We start from the raw sequence: 20,320 nt of genomic DNA on the forward strand, positions 1-20,320 counted from the left end.
TTACCAAGGAGTTTTCCGTTTCGACTGCGCCGGAAGTGGGGCGAATTATAGACTTCCAGAATCTGCCGTCAACCCCTAATTACGCCTTTCTGGCAGAAGGTGCCTTTTTGGCTGTTAAACGTGGAATCCGGCGGGTTACAGGCGGCAATCTCAACACCAACAACAACGCACCTATAGAAGCATAGATCGCCCACTCCTTCAGATCGGCACGCACGATCCACAACATATGCAGCAATCCAAGCCCGAGAACCACATAGACCAACCGATGCAACTTCTTCCAGCGAGAACCCAAACGCCGCTGACTGTAGCGATTGGAGGTAACCGCCAATGCCAACAAACAGAGAAATCCCAGGACCCCGACAATAATGTACGGCCGCTTGCGCAACTCGATACCCAGCTGCGACCAATCAAAGCCAAGGATGAACGCGGTGTAACCGCTCAAATGCAGAACCACATAAGCGAAGCACCACAACCCCAACTGCCGTCGAACAGCAATCCACCCCGCCCAACCAGTGAGCTTCTGCAAGGGCGTCATGCTTAATGTAATGAGTAGCAGGACAAGCGTCCCCAGCCCTAGGCGATCAACCAGTACCTTGCCCGGATCTGGCCCCAAGACATCTCCCAAGGCCTGATACAACCAAAGCAGCGGCCAAATCGCTGCAGCGATGAAGACGCCAATACGCCAGAACGGATATTGCATCAGTAATTCTTCCGCAGATCGAGCCCTGTATATAGAGAGGCGACTTCATCCGAGTAACCATTAAACATTTGCGTGTCCCGCACATTGGGCTTGAACAGTCCGCTCGGCAAACGCCTTTCCCGCGCCTGGGTCCAACGCGGGTGATCGACTGTCGGGTTCACGTTCGCATAAAAGCCATACTCATCCGAGGCGATACTCTGCCAGGTAGTTTTCGGCTGCTCGCTGACCAAACTGATCCGCACGATGGATTTAATGCTCTTGAAGCCGTACTTCCAAGGCACCACCAGTCGTAGCGGCGCACCGTTCTGATTGGGCAACTCACGCCCGTACATGCCCACAGCAAGAATCGCCAACGGATTCATCGCCTCATCCAGACGCAGCCCTTCTACATAAGGCCAGTCAATCAAGGCAAAACCGGAACGCTGTCCGGGCATACTCTTGGGATCCTGCAAGGTTTCGAAGCGAATGAACTTGGCTTTGGATGTCGGCTCGACTTCCTTGAGCAAAGCCGAAACAGGAAAACCGATCCACGGAATGACCATCGACCAGGCTTCCACACAGCGAAGACGATAGATGCGCTCTTCCAGTTGATAAGGCTTCATGAAGTCTTCCAGCGCATACCGCCCCGGCTTCTCCACCTCCCCGTCCACCACCACGCTCCAGGGTTCGGTTTTCAGCGCACCTGCGTTGGCCGCGGGATCACCTTTATCGGTACCGAACTCATAGAAGTTGTTGTAGTGGGTCGCATCCTTGAAAGGTGTGATCGCCTCGTCTTTGACGTTGACCGCCCCCCATTTGGTAGAAGGAAGCTTTTCGGCAAACCAGGAGGGCGCCTTGCCAGGCTCGACATCAGCATAACGCGCAACATCGTCGGCACTCGCCCAACGCGGCAGACTGCTCACCGCCAAACCGGCGGCGGCACCTAATACACTGCGACGAGAAAGGTAGAGGGATTCAGGCGTGACGTCCGACTCATGACAGTCAGACGCTTTGGGGACTTTGATCAGCATGACAACTCCGCAGCTTTGGAGGACAGATGCACCCATAGACTGCGGAGTATGAGGGAAATTACATCACTCGGCTTTTTTGTGCCGACGAAGGCGCAACAGGTACTGGACCGGCCCGGAAGCCGCATAGCCGAGGAAAACAAGCAGCAAGATACGCGGCGGATCACTGAACACAACGGCGAATACCAATACCACAGCGAGGATCGCGACAAAGGGAACGCGCCCCTTCAAGTCCAGCTCCTTGAAGCTGTTGTACTTGATATTACTGACCATCAGCATGCCAGCAGCGGCAACCATCAGTGCAACCAGGAACGACATCTTGGAACCCTGAATGCCGTAATCACTGAATGCCCAGACAATGCCCGCGACCACACCGGCCGCAGCCGGGCTGGCCAGACCGATGAAGTAACGTTTGTCTGCGGTGCCGACCTGAGTGTTGAAACGAGCCAGACGTAATGCCGCCCCCGCTACATAGATGAAGGCCACCATCCAGCCGACCTTGCCCATGTCACCCAGGGCCCAGCCGAATGCCAGCAATGCCGGCGCCACACCAAAGGCAACCATGTCCGACAGCGAGTCGTACTCGGCACCGAAAGCGCTTTGGGTATTGGTCATACGGGCAACGCGACCGTCGAGGCCGTCGAGTACCATGGCGACGAAAATCGCGATCGCGGCAAACGCAAAATATTTGCTCGCGCCGATCGCATCACCGGCACTCAAGGCACTCTGGGCGCTCATCGAGTTGATGATGGAATAGAACCCTGCGAAAAGGTTCGCAGTGGTGAACAGATTCGGCAGAAGATAGATACCACGATGCCGGACTTTACGGCCTTCAGCGTCATGCCCTTCTTCGATGTGTTCATCGATAGGCAGAAGGCTTTCGGCGTCAGAAGCCTGCTTTGGCTCTTCGGGACGTTCGCTCATGGACATTTACCTTGCAACGGGGTGGAAAGTTTCGACAGGTGTCTGGGACGACGGTTCGGCCACAAACAATGCAGCTTTATACCAGAACCGGCGGATCCAAACGAAAAAACGCGGCCTAGGCCGCGTTTTCCGTACAAGCTCGGGACTTAGTTCTTGGCTTTGTCGACGATCTTGTTGGCACCGATCCACGGCATCATGGAGCGCAGTTGCTCACCAATGATTTCGATACCGTGAGCGGCGTTGTTACGACGCTTGGCGGTCATCGAAGGATAGCCGGTGGCGCCTTCGCTGATGAACATCTTGGCGTATTCGCCGTCCTGAATACGTTTCAGGGCGTTGCGCATGGCCTGACGGGATTCGGCGTTGATCACTTCCGGACCGGTCACGTACTCGCCGTACTCGGCGTTGTTGGAGATCGAGTAGTTCATGTTGGCGATACCGCCTTCGTACATGAGGTCAACGATCAGCTTCAGTTCGTGCAGGCATTCGAAGTAGGCCATTTCCGGCGCGTAGCCAGCTTCAACCAGGGTTTCGAAACCGGCTTTTACCAGCTCAACAGTACCGCCGCACAGAACGGCTTGTTCGCCGAACAGGTCGGTTTCGGTCTCGTCCTTGAAGGTGGTTTCGATGATGCCGGTACGACCGCCACCAACGCCAGCAGCGTAGGACAGTGCAACGTTTTTGGCGTTGCCCGAAGCATCCTGGTAGATAGCGATCAGGTCAGGGATGCCGCCGCCTTTGACGAACTCGGAACGCACGGTGTGGCCCGGAGCTTTCGGCGCGATCATGATCACGTCGAGGTCAGCACGTGGCACAACCTGGTTGTAGTGAATCGCGAAACCGTGGGAGAAGGCCAGGGTGGCGCCTTTCTTGATGTTCGGCTCGATTTCGTTCTTGTACAGGGCAGACTGGAACTCGTCCGGGGTCAGGATCATGACCAGGTCGGCAGCCGCTACGGCGGAAGCAACGTCAGTCACTTTCAGGCCGTGAGCTTCAGCTTTGGCAACAGTAGCCGAACCTTTACGCAGACCAACAGTAACGTCAACGCCGGAGTCTTTCAGGTTGCACGCTTGAGCGTGGCCCTGGGAACCGTAACCGATGATGGCAACTTTCTTGCCCTGGATGATCGACAGGTCGCAGTCTTTTTCGTAATAAACTTTCATGAAATTCCCCTCTATATCCTGGCCGTTCAGGCCATTCGCTAATTTGGTTTAGATGCTCAGTACTTTGTCGCCGCGGGCAATCCCGGTGACGCCACTGCGTACGGTTTCCAGAATCGAGGCAGTCCCGATCGATTGAATGAAGCTGTCGAGCTTATCGCTGGTACCGGTCAATTGAACGGTATACACGCTAGCGCTGACATCAACGATCTGCCCACGATAAATATCGGTGGTGCGCTTGATCTCGGCGCGCTGGGCGCCGGTGGCCTTGACCTTGACCAGCATCAGTTCGCGCTCGATGTGAGCACTCTCCGACAGGTCGACCAGTTTTACCACTTCGATCAGCTTGTTCAGGTTCTTGGTGATCTGTTCGATGACTTCATCATGGCCGACAGTGGTCAGCGTCAGACGCGACAGGGTCGGGTCTTCGGTGGGTGCCACGGTCAGGCTTTCGATGTTGTAGTTGCGCTGCGAGAACAGGCCGACTACACGAGACAGAGCGCCCGGTTCGTTTTCCAGAAGCAAGGAAATAATGTGCCGCATGATTAAGTACGCTCCGTCTTGCTCAGCCACATATCGCGCATGGAGCCGTCTTTGATCTGCATCGGGTAGACGTGCTCGCTGGTGTCGACCGAAATATCGATAACCACCAGGCGATCTTTCATGGCGAACGCCTCTTCCATCTTCGACTTCAAATCTTTCGATTCGGTGATGCGCACGCCAACGTGACCATAGGCCTCGGCCAGCTTGACGAAGTCAGGCAATGATTCCATGTAGGAGTGCGAGTGGCGGCTGCCATAACTCATGTCCTGCCACTGGCGAACCATACCCAGTACACCGTTATTCAGAATGACGATCTTCACCGGCAAACCGTATTGCAGGCAGGTCGACAGTTCCTGAATGTTCATCTGGATGCTGCCCTCGCCCGTTACGCAGGCGACGTCATCATCCGGGAAGCTCAGCTTGATGCCCATGGCCGCCGGAAAACCGAAGCCCATGGTGCCCAGGCCACCGGAGTTGATCCAGCGGTTTGGCTTGTTGAACGTGTAGTACTGCGCAGCGAACATTTGGTGCTGACCCACGTCGGAGGTCACAAAGGCGTCGCCCTTGGTCACTTCGCACAGGGTTTCGATCACGGTCTGCGGCTTGATCACGCTGCCGTCGCCCTTGTCATAAGGGAACAGGCCGCGGTCACCGCGCCACTCATCGACTTGCTTCCACCAGCTGGCAACGGACTCCTTGTTCGGGGTCTCACCGATTTCCTTGAGGATCGCGACCATTTCGGTCAGGACACTCTCGACCGGACCGACGATAGGAACGTCTGCCTTGATGGTCTTGGAGATCGAAGCCGGGTCGATGTCGATGTGAATGATCTTGGCATTCGGACAGAACTTGGCCGGGCCGTTGATCACGCGGTCATCGAAACGCGCGCCGACTGCAAGGATGACATCGGCATGGTGCATCGCCAGGTTGGCGGTGTAGCTGCCGTGCATGCCGAGCATGCCAATGAACTGACGGTCGGTGCCAGGGTAGGCACCCAAACCCATCAGGGTATTGGTCACAGGCAGGTTGAGCATCTTCGCCAGTTCGGTCAGCGGCGCGGAGCCACCACCGAGAATCACGCCGCCGCCTGCATAAAGCACAGGACGCTTGGCCGCCAGGAGCATTTCGGCTGCCTTGCGGATTTGCCCGGAGTGACCGCGAACGGCCGGGCTGTAGGAACGCAGCTTGGCTTTTTTCGGGAAGATGTATTCGAACTTCTCGGCCGGGTTGGTCATGTCTTTCGGGATATCGACAACGACCGGACCAGGACGACCGGATTGCGCCAGGTAGAACGCTTTCTTCATGACTTCCGGGATTTCCGACGCATGCTTGATCATGAAGCTGTGCTTCACGATTGGCCGGGAGATACCGATCATGTCGGTTTCCTGGAATGCATCGGTGCCTACCATGGTGCTAGGCACCTGGCCGGAAATGATCACCATCGGAATGGAGTCCATGTAGGCCGTGGCAATACCGGTGATGGCGTTGGTTGCGCCCGGGCCGGAGGTTACCAGTACCACGCCGGCTTTACCGGTGGCACGGGCGTAGCCGTCAGCCATATGGGTCGCCGCTTGTTCGTGACGAACCAGGATGTGAGTCACTTCCGGTTCTTTGAACAGGGCATCGTAGACATGAAGAAGAGCACCACCCGGGTACCCGTAGATATATTTGACGCCTTCGTCACGCAAAAAGCGGACGAGCATCTCACCGCCAGATAAAAGCTCCACGTTGTTCACCTCTAAAACGCCAGAATACCGCCCACATACACAGAGGACGGGTCTTAATAGGTTTACTTCTCGGCAGAGCATGAGCGACGGTGGTCGCCGACTACGTCAGCACTGACTGAGCAAGTATTGGGATCGTCCCAAGTGTTGCGGGCCTTTCCCACCCAGCGCGAGGTAACGCGTTGCGGGTGTAACAGGTCGGCGCGGATGTGCGCCTCATGATCTACCGAGTGGGTCTGCTTCTGGCAGTCCCTCTACAGCGGACTTTGGATTCTTCTGTTTCGCCCATCGCAAGTCAAGCCGTCAATGTGCTTTATTCGAACTAAGCGCATGAGAACGCAAGAAAAAACCTTTAAACCGCAACTGTGTTAGCTTCGATTGCGCACCCATGACAAGGAAATGGCATGCGAACGTTCTTCTTTACCGCCGGCTTGCTGATCAGCCTGAGCCCTTTGTGCATGGCGGGTCAGATCTATAAATGGGTCGACGCCCAGGGCGTTACCCATTTTGATGCGCAACCGCCCCCAGGCCACGAGCCCACCCTCGTGGTGACGCCCGCCCCGCCCGTCGGCAAACCAAGTACACCAACGCGCAGCAACGTGATAGGCGATCAACAGGCCGTCGACAACAAAGTGAAAAAGCAGGTCGCCGAGCAGCAAGCCCAGCTAAAAGTATTCTGCGAACAGGCCCGAACGAACCTGGCTCAACTGCAGAATAATCCGCGACTACGGGAGGAGGTCGACGGCGAGACGCGCCGTCTGACCGACCAACAACGTCAGGAGCGCATGACCGAAGCACAGAAACAGATTACGAAAAACTGCCAGTAGGTACCTGTGGGAGCTGTCGAGTGAAACGAGGCTGCGATCTTTTGATTTTGCTTTTAAAAACAAAGTCAAAAAATCGCAACCTCACTCGACAGCTCCTACAACGGACCGGGGTCAGAGGGAGGCGGTGATCAACAGGTCGAACTCTTTGAGCAAGACCTGTAGCTGCCGATCCTTGCCCTGGACATTGCGAGCGGCGAAGACCATTTCGGCCATCTCCTGGATCCCCGATGCATTGGGCAGCGGTAGATCCTGTTCAAGGATGGTCTTCATCCGCGGCAGGAAAATCCATTGCAGCCATTGCTCGAAATCCAGCGTATCCACTGAAAACGGCTCGACACTGGATAGCGCTTCAGCGGACGGCGGAACTTCGTCCCACCAGCCCTGGACACGCAGTTCGCGTTCGATCAACAGCAACTGCTCGGCAATCTTCGGGAAGCGTGCATCCATCACAGCGAGACCTTGGCCTTCTGACGAGCCAACGCTGCACCAGCGGAGTCACCCTGTTTCTCACGAGCCTGGGCGATCAATTCCCACAGACTGGCCTGAAGGGCCGGACGACCACTGGCGAACGTCAGACCACGGCGAGCGAATTGCTCGGCCTGTGCCGCATCGCCTTGGGCCATACGCACTTGGGCCAGGCGATAAAGCACTTGCGGCTCACGCGGCGCGACACGCTGGGCGCGCTCGAGACTGGAGGACGCGCCATTAAGGTCGCCGCTGGCCTGTTGCTGCTGGGCAGTGGTCAACAACGCCAGGACAGGACCGTCCAGTTGCTCATCGGCAGACAGGCCACCGGCGTTCGCCGAAGGAATCCCGCTTGGCGTCGATGGCATGCTGTAGCTGCCCTGGTTGATCGGTGCCGACTGGACCGGCGAGGTATCAATCGGCCCCGGAGTGATCGGGCCCGGGGTAATCGGCGAAGTGCTGATCGGAGCAGAGGAAACAGCGCCACCACCCGGCACCATCACCACAACGCCAGTGTCACCTTGCGGGATTGCCTGAGTCTGGCCTTGCACAGGACGTTTTACTGTCGTCTGACGGTAACCGCCATTCGCCTGTATCCGCTCACTGTTCGAAACGGCGCTGCCGGAATCCACAACCGGAATCGAACCACGCTGTACGGTGGAGCAGCCGCTGAGCAAAGCCACGGCGGTCACTGCTGGAATCAACCACTTGTTCACTTGAAACCCTCTTTGCTTAATTCATCCAGCCCTTGACCCAATCCATCACCGACTCAGCAGGGTTTTCACCACCACAAGCGGCGCCAGGAGGCGGTTCGCTGCCGCGAATATACGGCATCTGCACCGCGCCTGGGCAACTGCCTTCGGAACCTTGCCCGGTGCGCGAATCGACCCAGGCCTGAACAATGTTGTCCGGCTGCGGCATGTCCAGCGGCAGCGGATCGGCCTTGCGCATGAAACTGGTCCAGACCTGCAACGCACCGGTGGCACCGGTGAACGGTGTCTTGCCATTATCATCGCGCCCCAGCCAGACCACGGCCAGCAGATCCTGACTGAAACCGGCGAACCAGCTGTCCCGCGAATCGTTACTGGTACCGGTCTTGCCGGCCAGGGTCAGGGTTTTCGGCAACACGTTGTAAACCGAACTGCCGGTGCCTTCACGCATGACGCGCTGCATGGCGTTCTGGATCAGGTAAATGGACGCCGGATCAAATTGCTGCTGAATCTGGAACGGATAACGCTTGAGCGGCTCGCCCTCGGCCGTCAGTACGCTGCGAATCCCGCGCATCGGTGTATTGAACCCGCCATTGGCCAGCGTCTGGTACATGGTCGCCACTTCGATCGGGGTCATACCGCCGGCACCGAGCAACATCGACGGGAACGCCGGGAATTCGCGACTCACCCCCAGACGTGCCAGGGTCTTCAAGACATTCGGCACGCCAACCGCCAAGCCGAGACGCGCGGTCGACAGGTTGTAGGAATGTGCCAACCCTTGATAAAGGAACACCGTACCGTGGGAGCGGCGATCATAGTTCTGTGGTTTCCAGACCTGACCGTCCGCACCTTTGACCGAGAAGTAGTCGTCCGACAGCCAACTGGTCAGCGTGTATTGGCTCGGCTTCTCAAGGGCTGTCAGATAAACCGCCGGTTTGATCAACGACCCGATCGGTCGTACCGCGTCCAGCGCCCGGTTGAAACCGGCAAAACTTGCCTGACGGCTGCCGATCATGGCCTGGACTTCTCCGGTTTCCGGGTTGGTCACGACCATGGCCGCCTCAACCTCATCGGCTCCTTTGCGCCCAGACAGACGCTTGAACGTGTCGTTGACCGACGCTTCGGCTTTCATCTGCAGGATCGGGTCGAAACTGGTGAAGATCCGCAGACCTTCTTCGGTCAAGTCTTCATCGCGATAGTCTTCGCGCAACTGACGTTTAACCAGGTCGAGGAAGCCCGGGAACGAGCTGTCGGCCAACTTGCCGCGAGTGGTTACACCCAGTGGCATTTTCTTCGCTGCCTCAACCTGTTCGGCGCTAGCAACGCCTTGCTCCCCCAGAACATCGAGCACCAGATTGCGCCGCTCCAGCGCCCGCTCAGGGTTGCGACGCGGGTTGTAATAGGACGGCCCCTTGACCATCCCCACCAACAAAGCGACTTGATGCAGTTTCAGTTCGGACAATGGCTGCCCGAAGAAGAATTGGCTGGCCAGACCGAAACCGTGCACCGCGCGCTGGCCATCCTGGCCGACGAACACTTCATTGAGGTAAGCCTCAAGAATTTCACGCTTGTCGTAATGCAGCTCAAGCAACATCGCCATCATGGCTTCGGTGAGCTTACGGGTCAGGCTGCGTTCGCTGGTGAGGTAGAAGTTCTTGACCAACTGTTGCGTCAGCGTACTGCCGCCCTGGGTCATCTTGCCGCCCGAGGTGTTGACGTAGATGGCTCGGGCGATCGACTTCGGCGACACGCCCCAGTGGCTGTAGAAATCCCGGTCTTCTACGGCAACCAGGGTTTCGAGCAAATACGGCGGCACCTGATCGATCTTGATCAGGATGCGGTCTTCAAGGTTTTTCGGGTAAATCCCGCCGATCAGCAGCGGCTCCAGCCGCACCACAGAAAGCTTCGAACCGTTGGTCGCCGAGAGCTCGGCCACGTAATCGCCGGAGAAGCGCACACGCACGGGCTGGGCCTGCTCCATGCCTTCATAGAACTGGAAGCCTCGGGTATTCAAGTCGACGGTATTGCCATTGACCGCCGCCGCGCCGGGGCCGTTGCTGACGGCTTCGCGTCGGTAGCCCAAGGCATCGAGCTCGGTGAGGAAATCTTCCTTGCTCAGTTTCTGGCCAGTGAACAGCTCGAGCGGGCGCGCGTACACCTTGGCCGGGATGGTCCAGCGCTTGCCGGAAAACTTCTCCTGGACCACAGCGTCGAGGTAAACCGCGAACCCGGCAAGCACCACAAGGCCGACCAGGCTGAGTTTAAGGGCCCAGCCCAGCCAGGGGCGCAAGCCCTTGGAAGGTGGTTTTTTGGGGGTGCGGGGGGATCGAGTACGAGTCATGGCGGCGGATTATACGCACTTTATTCATCCTCAACAGGAGCCCGCTGAGGTTTGCGTCGGGCGGACTTGCGGCCATAATGGCGGCCTTGAATTTTCCCCAGACTCTGAAGGATCGCCTGTGAGCCAGTCCCTGATCGCTGCCCTGCAAAACCCGGCCCTCTACCCCCATCCCGTAGAAGGGTTCCAGGTCATCGAGACCCATATTTCCTGGGTGCTGCTCACCGGGTCCTATGCTTATAAAGTGAAGAAGCCAGTGAATTTCGGCTTCCTCGATTTCACCAGCCTCGAGGCTCGCGAGCATTTCTGCGCTGAAGAACTGCGCCTGAACCAGCGCCTTACCCATGATTTGTATCTTGAAGTGTTGCCAATTACTGGCAGCGCCGAGGCGCCACAACTGGGCGGCGATGGCCCGGTTGTCGATTACGCCCTGAAAATGCGTCAGTTCCCACAAAGCCAATTGCTCAGCACCTTGCAAGCCAACGGCGAATTGACCACCACGCACATCGACGAGATGGCTGCGCAGATCGCTCAATTCCACCTCAGCGCGCCGAAAGTGCCTGCCGAACACGAAGCCGGCACGCCGGACAGCGTCATGGCGCCGGTACGGCAGAACTTCGAGCAGATCCGTCCGTTCCTCAGCGACAAGGCCGATCTGCTGCAACTCGAGGCGCTGCAAGCCTGGGCCGAAAGCAGCTTCGAACGCCTCAAGCCGTTGTTCGCCCAGCGCAAGGCCGACGGTTTCATTCGTGAATGCCACGGTGACATTCACTTGGGCAACGCCACCGTGATCGACGGCAACGTGGTGATCTTCGACTGCATCGAGTTCAACGAACCATTCCGCTTCACCGACGTTTACGCCGACACCGGTTTCCTGGCGATGGACCTGGAAGACCGTGGCCTGAAGAGTCTGGCGCGCCGTTTCATCAGCCAATACCTGGAGCTGACCGGCGACTATCAGGGCCTTGAGCTGCTGAACTTCTATAAAGCCTACCGCGCACTGGTTCGCGCCAAGGTCAGCCTGTTCAGCATGCCCGCCGAGGCCGATCCGGTGCAGCGCGCCACCACCCTGCGCCAGTACCGCAACTACGCCAACCTGGCGGAAAGCTACAGCACCATTCCTTCGCGCTTCCTGGCGATTACCCACGGTGTTTCCGCTGTCGGCAAGAGTCACGTGGCCATGCGCCTGGTGGAAGCGCTGGGCGCCATTCGCCTGCGTTCCGATGTCGAGCGCAAGCGTATGTTCGGCGAGCAAACCGTACCGAACGACCCGCAGGCCGGCATTTATAGTGCGGACGCCAGCGCTGCTACCTACAACCGTCTGCATGAAGTTGCCGGTGTAATTCTGCGAGCCGGTTTCCCGGTAGTGGTCGATGCCACGTACCTCAAGCGCGACCAACGCGACGGCGCGGCAAAAATCGCCGAAGCCACTGGTGCACCGTTCCTGATCCTCGACTGCGACGCACCACAAGCGGTGATCGAAAGCTGGTTGAAGCAACGTCAGGCAGACAATAACGATCCGTCCGACGCCAGCCTGACCGTTATCGCCGCCCAGCAAGCCAGCCGCGAGGCCCTGACGCCAGCAGAAATTCTGTGCAGCAAACGCGTCCAGACCAATGAAAGTGGCACGCTCGATACCGTCGTTGCGCAGATTCGCCAACGCCTGCCAGGCCTGTAAAAAACTATTTCAACCGTGAAGCCTTCACCGGCTTCACGGCCGCCAAATAGTGGCACTATACTGGCGTCATAAAACCATCAGGTGATGTGACATGAGCCAGCCGAAACTTCTCGACACCCCGCTTTATGCCTTGCTGCACAAAGACAACATCACAGGCTTTAACAATGAACGCCCGAAAGACGGACCTATCGACATGGTCGGTGGCGACTTCCGTGGTCTCGATCTGCGTGAATTGAACGCCGACGGCGTCGACTTCACAGATGCCTATTTCCGCTCTGCCGACTTGCGTGGCATCGATTTTCGCAACTCATCCCTGGAAGGTGCGAGCCTGGCTCACGCGCAGATCTCAGGTGCCTACTTCCCGCCCGAACTGAGTGCCGATGAGATTCTGATGTCGATGAATTTCGGGACGCGACTGCGTTATCGCACCCACTAAAAGCGACGTTCTATCAAGTCCGGCGCCCTTGCTTTGCGCTGGACTCTGTACTTTTTTTCCCCTAAAACTCAATTCTCCGCCCGTCTTCTGACTGCACTCGCAGCTTTTTCACGCCGCTTCTTGAGCCCGCCTCTTAGAAGCTTTTGCGTCGAAACCGACCAAACAATCACGCTTTTCCTACTGATGGCTACACTGCTGAGAGGCTCGCCCACGCACCGTTCGGCTGTCGCAAGGAGGCTTGATGAATGATGAACTGCAACACCTGAAAAATCTTGGCAAGACGTCGGCGCAATGGCTGCATGCCGTGGGCATCCACAGTGCCTCGGACTTGCGCCGGCTGGGAGCTGTGGATGCTTATCGGGCCGTGCGCACGCGCGGTTTTCGGGCTTCCAAGGTGTTGTTGTATGCGATTGAAGGCGCACTGATGGATGTTCACTGGAACGACATTCCCGCCGAACGCAAGGAAGCCTTGAACAAACAGCTGGATGCTATCTCGTCACGCCACAAGATTTGAACGGATGTAATTTCGCTTGAGCACATCCTGAAGACTAATGATTGCAGGGCCTTCACCAAGGGAACTGGTGAAATCCACAGAAATTAGAAATCAGCGGTTGACTTGATAATGAGAATCGCTATTATTATCACAACTGGTCGCGAGACTGGTCGATATTCTGAAAAGCCCTTGGTTCGGACTCTCAGATTATCTCCTCATCAGGCTAATCACGGTTATTTGACCCGGCTCTTGCCGGGTCTTTTTTTGCCTGTGGAAAACTCGCCAGGTTTACTGTCCTGACTGCTTGCCGAACTGTTTACGCATTTGCGCGCAATAATCCTGCGGTGGCGTGGCGGGCGTAAACCAGACGTAATCGGCCATGGCCGGCGTAATCTCAGCGCCCTCCTCTGCCAGCATCAATACCGTTGGTGCTTCAGGTTCACCCAGATCCAGCACATGGATCGGCACCCCGACATCCTTGCGTGCGTGGTACGCGCCGGCAAACAGCAGTGAAGGCGTCGGTGCGGCCAGGAATCGCCCGGCCATCCGCCTATCACGCTGTTGCTGGACGGCCAGCATCGCAGGCATTTGCGATGTGGGTAGCAAGCCGCAGTGGGAGTCGCTGATTTGTGCCAGCAACGTCTTCTTGACCATCGGGGCGTTGGAGCGCGAACCGCTCAATGTCGGCGGTTTGGCATAGACAGTACGGACTTCAAGCGCATCCAGATTGGCCGCCAGCAACGGGTACGGCTGAGTCAGGGCAATACCGACGATCGGCCCATACAGATTCCAGTCCCAACCCGGTTGCCAGGCCAATGCATTGGGCAAGTCAGCGGGTAGCGATGAAGAGTGCCTAACGTGATCGACGCGCACTTGTTGATCCGGCGTGAGCATTTCCAGCAGTAAACTGCCTTGAGGCCGCTGCTCATTCAGTGCCTGCAATAACCACAGTTGCAGTTGATGATGATCACGATTGTCATGCTGCTCGCCGACGATCAATCGCGAAGGCTTGGCTAACCGCGCAAGCAGTTCCTGCGCTGTCAGGGCTTGACCGCTACGCAGGTCCCGGATCTCGCCGCTGACGGGTGGCGGTACCACCGGCACATGCTGACAGGCACTCAGTAACAGCACAGCCAGGATCATCACATGCATGTTCTCACCTCGATGGAATGCTCAGCGGGCGATGATCAACGGATGCCCACGCTCCGGGTGCGGCTGCACCAATACTTCCAGCCCGAACACGGACTTGAGCGGTTCCGGGCGTAGCACCTGCTCCGGCGTATCCAGCGCCACGGGCCGCCCTTCTTCGAGCAGTAATAGACGATCACAATAACGTGCCGCCAGATTCAGGTCATGCAGGATCACCAGCACCGCGGCGCCACGATCAGCGAACTCGCGCACCGCTTGCAGAGTAGTGTGTTGATGCAGCGGGTCGAGCATCGATGTCGGTTCATCGAGCAACAACGTTTGCCCCGCCTCCCCCGGCCAGAGTTGCGCCAGCACCCGCGCCAGATGCACCCGCTGACGCTCGCCGCCAGAAAGTGCCAGATAGCTGCGTCCAAATAGGTGCCCCGCATCGGCCGCGTCCAGCGCGGCGGCGACGATTTCGTCATCCCGGACCCGCCCGCTTTGATAAGGCAAACGGCCCATGCCGACCACTTCTTCGACGCGAAAGGCAAAATCCAGGGTCGACACCTGCGGCAACACCGCCAAACGCCGGGCTCGCTGCGTCCCGGCCCAATGACTCAGCTCGCGCTCATCGAGCCAGACACTGCCGTGGTCCGCATGCAGTTCGCCGCACAGAGCGCCGAGCAATGTGCTTTTGCCGGCCCCGTTGGGGCCCAGCACGCCGAGGACTTCGCCCGGTTTGAGTTCAAGCGTGATGTCCGTGAGAACAATCTTTCGACCGCGCCGGATTTGCAGATTCTGCGTTCGCAACATCAGGCACGCCCTCTGAGCAGTAGATACAGAAAGAACGGTGCGCCGATGAAGGCCGTGACGATCCCAATGGGCAACTCGGCCGGTGCCAGGGCCAGCCGCGCCACCAGATCGGCAAACAACAAGAGACTGGCCCCCGCCAATATCGACGCAGGCAACAACACCCTATGATCGGGGCCGGCCAGCAACCGCACCAGATGCGGCACCACCAGGCCGACAAACCCGATCATCCCCGCTGCCGCGACTGCCGCGCCGACGCCCAGCGCCGTGCAGAACACCAGTTCGCGCTTGAGGCCATCGACGTCGATGCCCAGGTGACCGGCCTCCGACTCCCCCAGCAACAATGCATTCAAGGCCTTGGCCCGACGCGGCAACCACAGCGCCACACCGGCACTCACCAGCAACAACGGCCAAAGTCGCGAATAACTCGCGCCGTTGAGGCTGCCCAGGTTCCAGAAGGTCAGGGTTCGCAGGGTCGCGTCATCCGCCAAATAGGTGAATAACCCTACCGCCGAACCGGCCAGGGCAGTCAATGCAATACCGGCCAGCAGCATGGTGGCGACGTTGGTCTGGCCATTGCGTCGCCCCAATTGATAGACCAGCGCCGTCACACCCAGCCCACCGAGAAACGCGCACACCGACAACAGATAAGGACCGAAGGATTCAGGCAGACCGCCGAACACCGAGCCGCCGACAATCGCGATGGCGGCACCCAATGCTGCGCCACTGGAGACTCCTACCAATCCCGGATCGGCCAGAGGGTTGCGAAACAAGCCCTGCATCGCCACGCCGGACAGCGCCAGCACACCGCCCACTGCCAAGCCCAGCAAGGTGCGTGGCAAGCGAATCTGCCCCAGAATCAGCTCGGCCTGCTCCAGCCCGTCGGGCGCGATGGGTAAGCCAATCATCCGCAACGCCGCGCGCAAGGTATCGAACAACGGCAGACTCACCGGCCCCAACGCCAGCGACAGCCAGATCGCCAGCAAACACAGCAGGCTCAGGCCAATGAATAATGCACGGGGTTTAACCAGAAGGATCATTGGCCGGTCGTACCGGGATAGAACGCACAGCGCGCAGCAACGCGGGTACTCAGGCGCATAAACAGCTTCCTTTAAAGGTTTTCCCGGGCATCGAGAGGGCAGGCCAAGTATCCTCGGCATCCGGCGCTCGCCCTGTGGGTGAGCAGCCATTTGATAATTGCTTGCATTTGAACGTCAAGCTCGGACCTATCAGGTCACGAGCTGCGGGACTTTGAGGATAGACATGAAGTTTCTTTGCACAGGCGCCGAATTGGCTGACGCCAGCAGTCGCGGTTTCGACGTCGACGGTCAGAAGCTTCTGGCCGTGCGCCGGGGTGGTCGGGTGTATGTGTATGAAAATCGCTGCCCGCACCGGGGCGTCGGACTGGAATGGAAACCCGACCAGTTTCTCGACCCCAGCAACAGCCTGATCCAGTGCGCCACCCATGGCGCGCTGTTTCTGATCGAAGACGGCGAATGCGTCGCCGGCCCATGCGCCGGGCAATCCCTGACCACCATTCCCTGCCGCGAAGACGAGCAAGGGATCTGGGTCACGCTTTAACCGTTCAACAAAACATCCAGCCGCCGATCGACCACCATCTCTTCGTGGGTCAAGTGCACGCCATACGCCAGCACTTCGACCCCGCACGCCACCGCTTCGCGTAACGCCGCCGCGTAGGCCGAATCGATTTCTTCCGCAGGACGCACGGAGTCGATGCCCGTCAGGTTCACACAATACAGCTGCACGGCACGAATTCCGTCCCGGGCCAAATGCGCCAACTCCCGCAAATGCTTGGCCCCGCGCTGGGTCACCGCGTCGGGAAATGCCGCCACCAACGAGCCATCGAAGCCCAGGGTGACGCTTTTGACTTCCACATACGCAGGCCCGCTCGGGTAGTCGAGACGGAAATCTATGCGGCTGTTTTCCTGACCGTAGGCCACTTCGCGCTTCAGTTCGGTAAAGCCGTTCAGCTCGGTGATGACATTGGCCCGCAACGCCTCCTCGATCAAACCGTTGGCGCGCCCGGTGTTTACGCAGAATAGCCGCCCCTGCGGGGTTTCGCCGACTTCCCAAGTGCCGGGCAACTTGCGCTTGGGGTCGTTGGAACGGCTGAACCAGACCTGCCCGCCTTCGACTTGGCAATTAAGCATCGAACCGGTGTTCGGGCAGTGAATGGTCAGCAACTCGCCGCTAACGGTTTCGATATCAGCGAGAAAACGTTTGTAGCGACGAATCAAGCGACCTTCTTCGAGGGGAGGATGAAAACGCATCAGCCTTGCCAGCTCCGCAAACCACGAGCGATCCGCTCAACCGCTTCCTGCAGGCGTGGAAGACTTTGGGTGTAGGCAAATCGCACATGATGCCCCGCCTGATAGCGCCCGAAGTCCAGACCCGGGGTGATCGCAACGTGCTCGGTTTCGAGGAAGTGCCGGCAGAACGCGAAGGCATCGCCGCCGAACTTGCTGATATCGGCGTACAAGTAGAACGCGCCTTCCGGCTCCACTGCGATTCCGAAGCCCAATTCCCGCAGGGCGGGCAACAGGAAATCACGACGTCGACCGAACTCGGCTCGGCGCTCCTCGAAAATTTGGATAGTGGCGGGTTCGAAGCAAGCCAATGCGGCGTGCTGGGCCATGCTCGGTGCGCTGATATAGAGGTTCTGGGCAAGTTTCTCCAGCTCACCGACCGCCGCTTCAGGCGCTACCAGCCAACCGAGGCGCCAACCGGTCATGCCGAAATACTTGGAAAAGCTATTGAGGACGAAAGCGCCGTCATCGACTTCCAGCACGCTGGCCGCATCCGTGCCGTAAGTCAGGCCATGATAGATCTCGTCGACCACCAAATGGCCGTGACGGGCCTTGATCGCGGCAGAGAGCCCGGCCAATTCGTCGCGGGTCAGGATGGTCCCGGTCGGGTTGGCCGGCGATGCCACCAGGGCGCCGACGCTATCATGATCCCAATGACGCGCGATCAGGTCCGGGGTCAGCTGATAACGCACGTCCGGACCGACAGGAACTAGCTGTGCCGCGCCTTCCACCAACCGCAGGAAATGCCGGTTGCACGGGTAACCCGGGTCTGCCAGCAGCCAGTGCTTGCCTGGGTCCACCAGCAAAGCGCTGGCCAACAGCAACGCGCCTGAACCACCGGGCGTGATGAGAATTCGTTGCGGATCGATGTTCAGCCCGTAACGCTGCTGATAGAAGCCCGAAATGGCCTCGCGCAGCTCGGGAATGCCACGGGCAGCGGTGTAACGGGTCTTCCCCGCCGTCAGCGCGGCTTGGCCGGCCTGGATGATCGGCTCGGCGGTGGTGAAGTCCGGCTCGCCGATTTCCAGGTGAATCACGTCGTGGCCGGCTGCTTGCAGCTCGTTGGCCCGCGCCAGCAGGGCCATGACGTGAAACGGTTCGATAGCGCGACTGCGCGCACTGTAGGACAGAGCCATTAGCCTTCCTTACAACGGGGAAAAGATCGATTCTACCCAAGCGCAGGAACGAGCGAGAACCTAAAGCGGTCAGAGCCCATATAACGCTGGTCTCAAACGGTTCAAGCGTATGCTCCAGGTTTGACTAAAATCAATAATTGATCAGGTCTCCAGAGCCGCCAGGCAAGGCTTTGCAATCTTTTGCAAGCGCCACGGGCCGCGGGCTCGACATCCGGGAGTAGCGCGGTCCGATTTGATCTGGTAAGTTCGCCCGCTTGCAGCCGCAGGGCCGGCAGGTGTCGGTGATGGAGCAATCCTGCGCAATGGATTACAAGAGTAGAGGCGGTCCATTTCATGCCCACCCAAGCAAAGCAACAGCAGAACCAGTCGATCAGCGGCTTCGAACCCTACAAAGAAGTTAAGGGCGAAGAGTACATGGGCAAGCCCATGCGCGCTCACTTCACCAAGATCCTGAACAAGTGGAAACAGGACTTGATGCAGGAAGTCGACCGTACTGTTGATCACATGAAAGACGAAGCGGCCAACTTCCCGGATCCGGCAGATCGTGCCAGCCAGGAAGAAGAATTCAGCCTCGAATTGCGCGCCCGCGACCGCGAGCGCAAGTTGATCAAGAAAATCGACAAAACCCTGCAATTGATCGAAGACGAAGAATACGGCTGGTGTGAGTCCTGCGGCGTCGAAATCGGCGTCAAGCGACTGGAAGCCCGCCCTACCGCCGACATGTGCGTTGACTGCAAGACCCTGGCGGAAATCAAGGAAAAGCAAGTCGGCAAGTAATCTTTGCGACTTGAACGAAGAACGGAGCGTGCGAACGCTCCGTTTTTTGTTTCTGAATTTCGCCTCGGCAGAGAACCTGTGGGAGCGAGCTTTGTGGCGAGGGGGCTTGCCCCCGTCCGAGTGCGTAGCACTCGCAGATCCTGGGTCCGCTGCGCGGCCCAACGGGGGCAAGCCCCCTCGCCACACAGGCTCGCTCCCACAGGGACTTGCGCACGACCAGAGAAAGTAACATTCGTCCATGACTGCCACGACTTCCCCTCTCTACATCGGGCGTTTCGCTCCCACGCCCAGCGGGCATCTGCACTTTGGTTCGCTGGTCGCAGCACTGGCCTCCTACCTCGACGCCCGTTCGGTCGGCGGCCGCTGGCTGGTGCGCATGGAAGATCTCGATCCGCCACGGGAAGAGCCCGGCGCTCAGGCGGCGATTCTCAAGGCGCTGGAAAGCTACGGGTTCGAGTGGGATGGCGACATGGTCCGACAGAGTGACCGGCACGCGGCCTATGACGAAGTCATCAATCGCCTGTTCAATCAGGGCCTGGCCTACGCTTGCACCTGTTCGCGCAAGCAACTGGAGCCGTATCACGGCATCTATCCCGGACTCTGCCGCAACGCGGGGCACGGCACCGAGAACGCGGCCATCCGCCTGCGTGTACCTGAGCTGGAATATCACTTCATCGACCGGGTGCAGGGCGAATTCCGTCAACACCTGGGCCGGGAAGTCGGCGATTTCGTGATCCGCCGCCGCGACGGGCTCTACGCCTATCAATTGGCGGTGGTGCTGGACGATGCCTGGCAAGGCATCACCGATATCGTGCGCGGTGCCGATTTACTGGATTCCACGCCACGCCAACTCTATCTGCAAGAACTGCTCGGCCTGCCGCAACCGCGCTACCTGCACATCCCGCTGATTACCCAGCCGGACGGCCACAAACTCGGCAAATCCTACCGCTCGCCGCCGCTGACCGAAGATCAGGCCACGCCGCTGTTGCTGCGCGCATTGCGCGCGCTGGGGCACACACCTGTGACCGAACTGAATGACGCCGCGCCACGGGAAGTGCTGAACTGGGGAATTGCCCACTGGGATGCATCGCTGATCCCGCGCACACTGACGCTGCCTGAAGCGCAACTGCAGTGATG

Annotated in this window: 21 protein-coding genes; 7 read left to right on the plus strand and 14 right to left on the minus strand. The window is 58.6% G+C overall.

Features of this window, described 5'->3' with window-relative positions:
• Window positions 1–79: 79 nt before the first annotated feature.
• From msrQ to ACZ3HH_RS18460, 6 genes are all read right to left on the minus strand, one after another.
• The gene (msrQ, locus tag ACZ3HH_RS18435; RefSeq protein WP_465806536.1) at window positions 80–700 is read right to left on the minus strand and encodes a protein-methionine-sulfoxide reductase heme-binding subunit MsrQ; all 621 of its coding nucleotides are present in this window, start codon (window positions 698–700) and stop codon (window positions 80–82) included.
• Complete coding sequence (msrP, locus tag ACZ3HH_RS18440; protein ID WP_465806537.1) at window positions 700–1,710, minus strand: protein-methionine-sulfoxide reductase catalytic subunit MsrP; 1,011 nt, start codon at window positions 1,708–1,710, stop codon at window positions 700–702. The genes msrQ and msrP overlap by 1 nt, the downstream gene beginning before the upstream one ends.
• Window positions 1,711–1,773: 63 nt before the next feature.
• Window positions 1,774–2,631 carry a CDP-diacylglycerol--serine O-phosphatidyltransferase gene (gene pssA, locus ACZ3HH_RS18445; protein ID WP_095055878.1) on the minus strand — a complete coding sequence of 286 codons (858 nt, stop codon included), beginning with the start codon at window positions 2,629–2,631 and terminating at the stop codon, window positions 1,774–1,776.
• A gap of 146 nt (window positions 2,632–2,777) precedes the next feature.
• A complete protein-coding gene (gene ilvC, locus ACZ3HH_RS18450) occupies window positions 2,778–3,794 on the minus strand; it encodes a ketol-acid reductoisomerase (RefSeq protein WP_007948647.1) in 1,017 nt (338 codons plus the stop codon).
• A gap of 48 nt (window positions 3,795–3,842) precedes the next feature.
• On the minus strand, window positions 3,843–4,334 hold the full coding sequence (gene ilvN, locus ACZ3HH_RS18455) for an acetolactate synthase small subunit (RefSeq protein ID WP_003176102.1): 492 nt from the start codon (window positions 4,332–4,334) through the stop codon (window positions 3,843–3,845).
• A 2-nt stretch (window positions 4,335–4,336) separates the two neighbouring features.
• Window positions 4,337–6,061, minus strand: coding sequence for an acetolactate synthase 3 large subunit (locus ACZ3HH_RS18460; protein ID WP_030130347.1), 1,725 nt, complete (start codon window positions 6,059–6,061; stop codon window positions 4,337–4,339).
• A gap of 401 nt (window positions 6,062–6,462) precedes the next feature.
• Here ACZ3HH_RS18460 and ACZ3HH_RS18465 point away from each other — a divergent pair, with 401 nt between their 5' ends.
• On the plus strand, window positions 6,463–6,885 hold the full coding sequence (locus ACZ3HH_RS18465) for a DUF4124 domain-containing protein (protein ID WP_465806555.1): 423 nt from the start codon (window positions 6,463–6,465) through the stop codon (window positions 6,883–6,885).
• A gap of 111 nt (window positions 6,886–6,996) precedes the next feature.
• On the opposite strand, the gene ACZ3HH_RS18470 is transcribed toward ACZ3HH_RS18465, so the two are convergent.
• From ACZ3HH_RS18470 to mrcB, 3 genes are read right to left on the minus strand one after another with little or no spacing between them, the layout of a single operon-like run.
• Window positions 6,997–7,332 carry a YqcC family protein gene (locus tag ACZ3HH_RS18470; RefSeq protein ID WP_465806557.1) on the minus strand — a complete coding sequence of 112 codons (336 nt, stop codon included), beginning with the start codon at window positions 7,330–7,332 and terminating at the stop codon, window positions 6,997–6,999.
• Window positions 7,332–8,066, minus strand: a complete 735-nt coding sequence (locus tag ACZ3HH_RS18475) for a tetratricopeptide repeat protein (protein WP_465806559.1) — start codon at window positions 8,064–8,066, stop codon at window positions 7,332–7,334. The genes ACZ3HH_RS18470 and ACZ3HH_RS18475 overlap by 1 nt, the downstream gene beginning before the upstream one ends.
• A 16-nt stretch (window positions 8,067–8,082) precedes the next feature.
• Window positions 8,083–10,401, minus strand: coding sequence for a penicillin-binding protein 1B (gene mrcB, locus ACZ3HH_RS18480; protein WP_465806561.1), 2,319 nt, complete (start codon window positions 10,399–10,401; stop codon window positions 8,083–8,085).
• Window positions 10,402–10,519: 118 nt separating this feature from the next.
• Between mrcB and ACZ3HH_RS18485 the strand changes: the two genes are divergently transcribed.
• The 3 genes from ACZ3HH_RS18485 to ACZ3HH_RS18495 all read left to right on the plus strand — a co-directional run bounded on the left by ACZ3HH_RS18485 (window position 10,520) and on the right by ACZ3HH_RS18495 (window position 13,026).
• Complete coding sequence (locus ACZ3HH_RS18485; protein ID WP_465806563.1) at window positions 10,520–12,076, plus strand: bifunctional aminoglycoside phosphotransferase/ATP-binding protein; 1,557 nt, start codon at window positions 10,520–10,522, stop codon at window positions 12,074–12,076.
• A gap of 91 nt (window positions 12,077–12,167) precedes the next feature.
• On the plus strand, window positions 12,168–12,512 hold the full coding sequence (locus ACZ3HH_RS18490) for a pentapeptide repeat-containing protein (RefSeq protein WP_465806565.1): 345 nt from the start codon (window positions 12,168–12,170) through the stop codon (window positions 12,510–12,512).
• Between the two features lie 241 nt (window positions 12,513–12,753).
• A complete protein-coding gene (locus ACZ3HH_RS18495) occupies window positions 12,754–13,026 on the plus strand; it encodes a TfoX/Sxy family protein (protein WP_007902045.1) in 273 nt (90 codons plus the stop codon).
• A 267-nt stretch (window positions 13,027–13,293) separates the two neighbouring features.
• Here the strand turns inward: ACZ3HH_RS18495 and ACZ3HH_RS18500 are convergent, their stop codons facing one another.
• The 3 genes from ACZ3HH_RS18500 to ACZ3HH_RS18510 are packed head-to-tail and all read right to left on the minus strand — an operon-like array spanning window position 13,294 to window position 15,929.
• Window positions 13,294–14,157 (minus strand): ChaN family lipoprotein, encoded by an 864-nt coding sequence (locus tag ACZ3HH_RS18500; protein ID WP_465806568.1) that lies wholly within the window; start codon window positions 14,155–14,157, stop codon window positions 13,294–13,296.
• 21 nt (window positions 14,158–14,178) lie between these two features.
• Window positions 14,179–14,946, minus strand: coding sequence for a heme ABC transporter ATP-binding protein (locus ACZ3HH_RS18505; RefSeq protein ID WP_465806570.1), 768 nt, complete (start codon window positions 14,944–14,946; stop codon window positions 14,179–14,181).
• A complete protein-coding gene (locus ACZ3HH_RS18510) occupies window positions 14,946–15,929 on the minus strand; it encodes a FecCD family ABC transporter permease (protein WP_465806957.1) in 984 nt (327 codons plus the stop codon). The genes ACZ3HH_RS18505 and ACZ3HH_RS18510 overlap by 1 nt, the downstream gene beginning before the upstream one ends.
• 277 nt (window positions 15,930–16,206) lie before the next feature.
• On the opposite strand from ACZ3HH_RS18510, the gene ACZ3HH_RS18515 reads away from it, so the two are divergent.
• Window positions 16,207–16,524 (plus strand): Rieske (2Fe-2S) protein, encoded by a 318-nt coding sequence (locus ACZ3HH_RS18515; protein WP_465806572.1) that lies wholly within the window; start codon window positions 16,207–16,209, stop codon window positions 16,522–16,524.
• On the opposite strand, the gene sfsA is transcribed toward ACZ3HH_RS18515, so the two are convergent.
• Complete coding sequence (gene sfsA / locus ACZ3HH_RS18520; protein WP_465806574.1) at window positions 16,521–17,234, minus strand: DNA/RNA nuclease SfsA; 714 nt, start codon at window positions 17,232–17,234, stop codon at window positions 16,521–16,523. The genes ACZ3HH_RS18515 and sfsA overlap by 4 nt on opposite strands.
• Complete coding sequence (locus ACZ3HH_RS18525) at window positions 17,234–18,406, minus strand: pyridoxal phosphate-dependent aminotransferase (protein ID WP_465806576.1); 1,173 nt, start codon at window positions 18,404–18,406, stop codon at window positions 17,234–17,236. Before ACZ3HH_RS18525 ends, sfsA begins: the two co-directional genes overlap by 1 nt.
• A 333-nt stretch (window positions 18,407–18,739) precedes the next feature.
• Between ACZ3HH_RS18525 and dksA the strand changes: the two genes are divergently transcribed.
• Together dksA and gluQRS are read left to right on the plus strand one after the other, a co-directional pair.
• Entirely contained in the window at window positions 18,740–19,183 is a 444-nt protein-coding gene (gene dksA / locus ACZ3HH_RS18530; protein ID WP_030130357.1) for an RNA polymerase-binding protein DksA, read from the plus strand.
• Window positions 19,184–19,421: 238 nt separating this feature from the next.
• Entirely contained in the window at window positions 19,422–20,318 is an 897-nt protein-coding gene (gene gluQRS / locus ACZ3HH_RS18535; RefSeq protein ID WP_465806579.1) for a tRNA glutamyl-Q(34) synthetase GluQRS, read from the plus strand.
• Window positions 20,319–20,320 lie beyond the last annotated feature (2 nt).

The sequence above is a fragment of the Pseudomonas sp. PME37.24/025 genome (genome assembly GCF_055556615.1).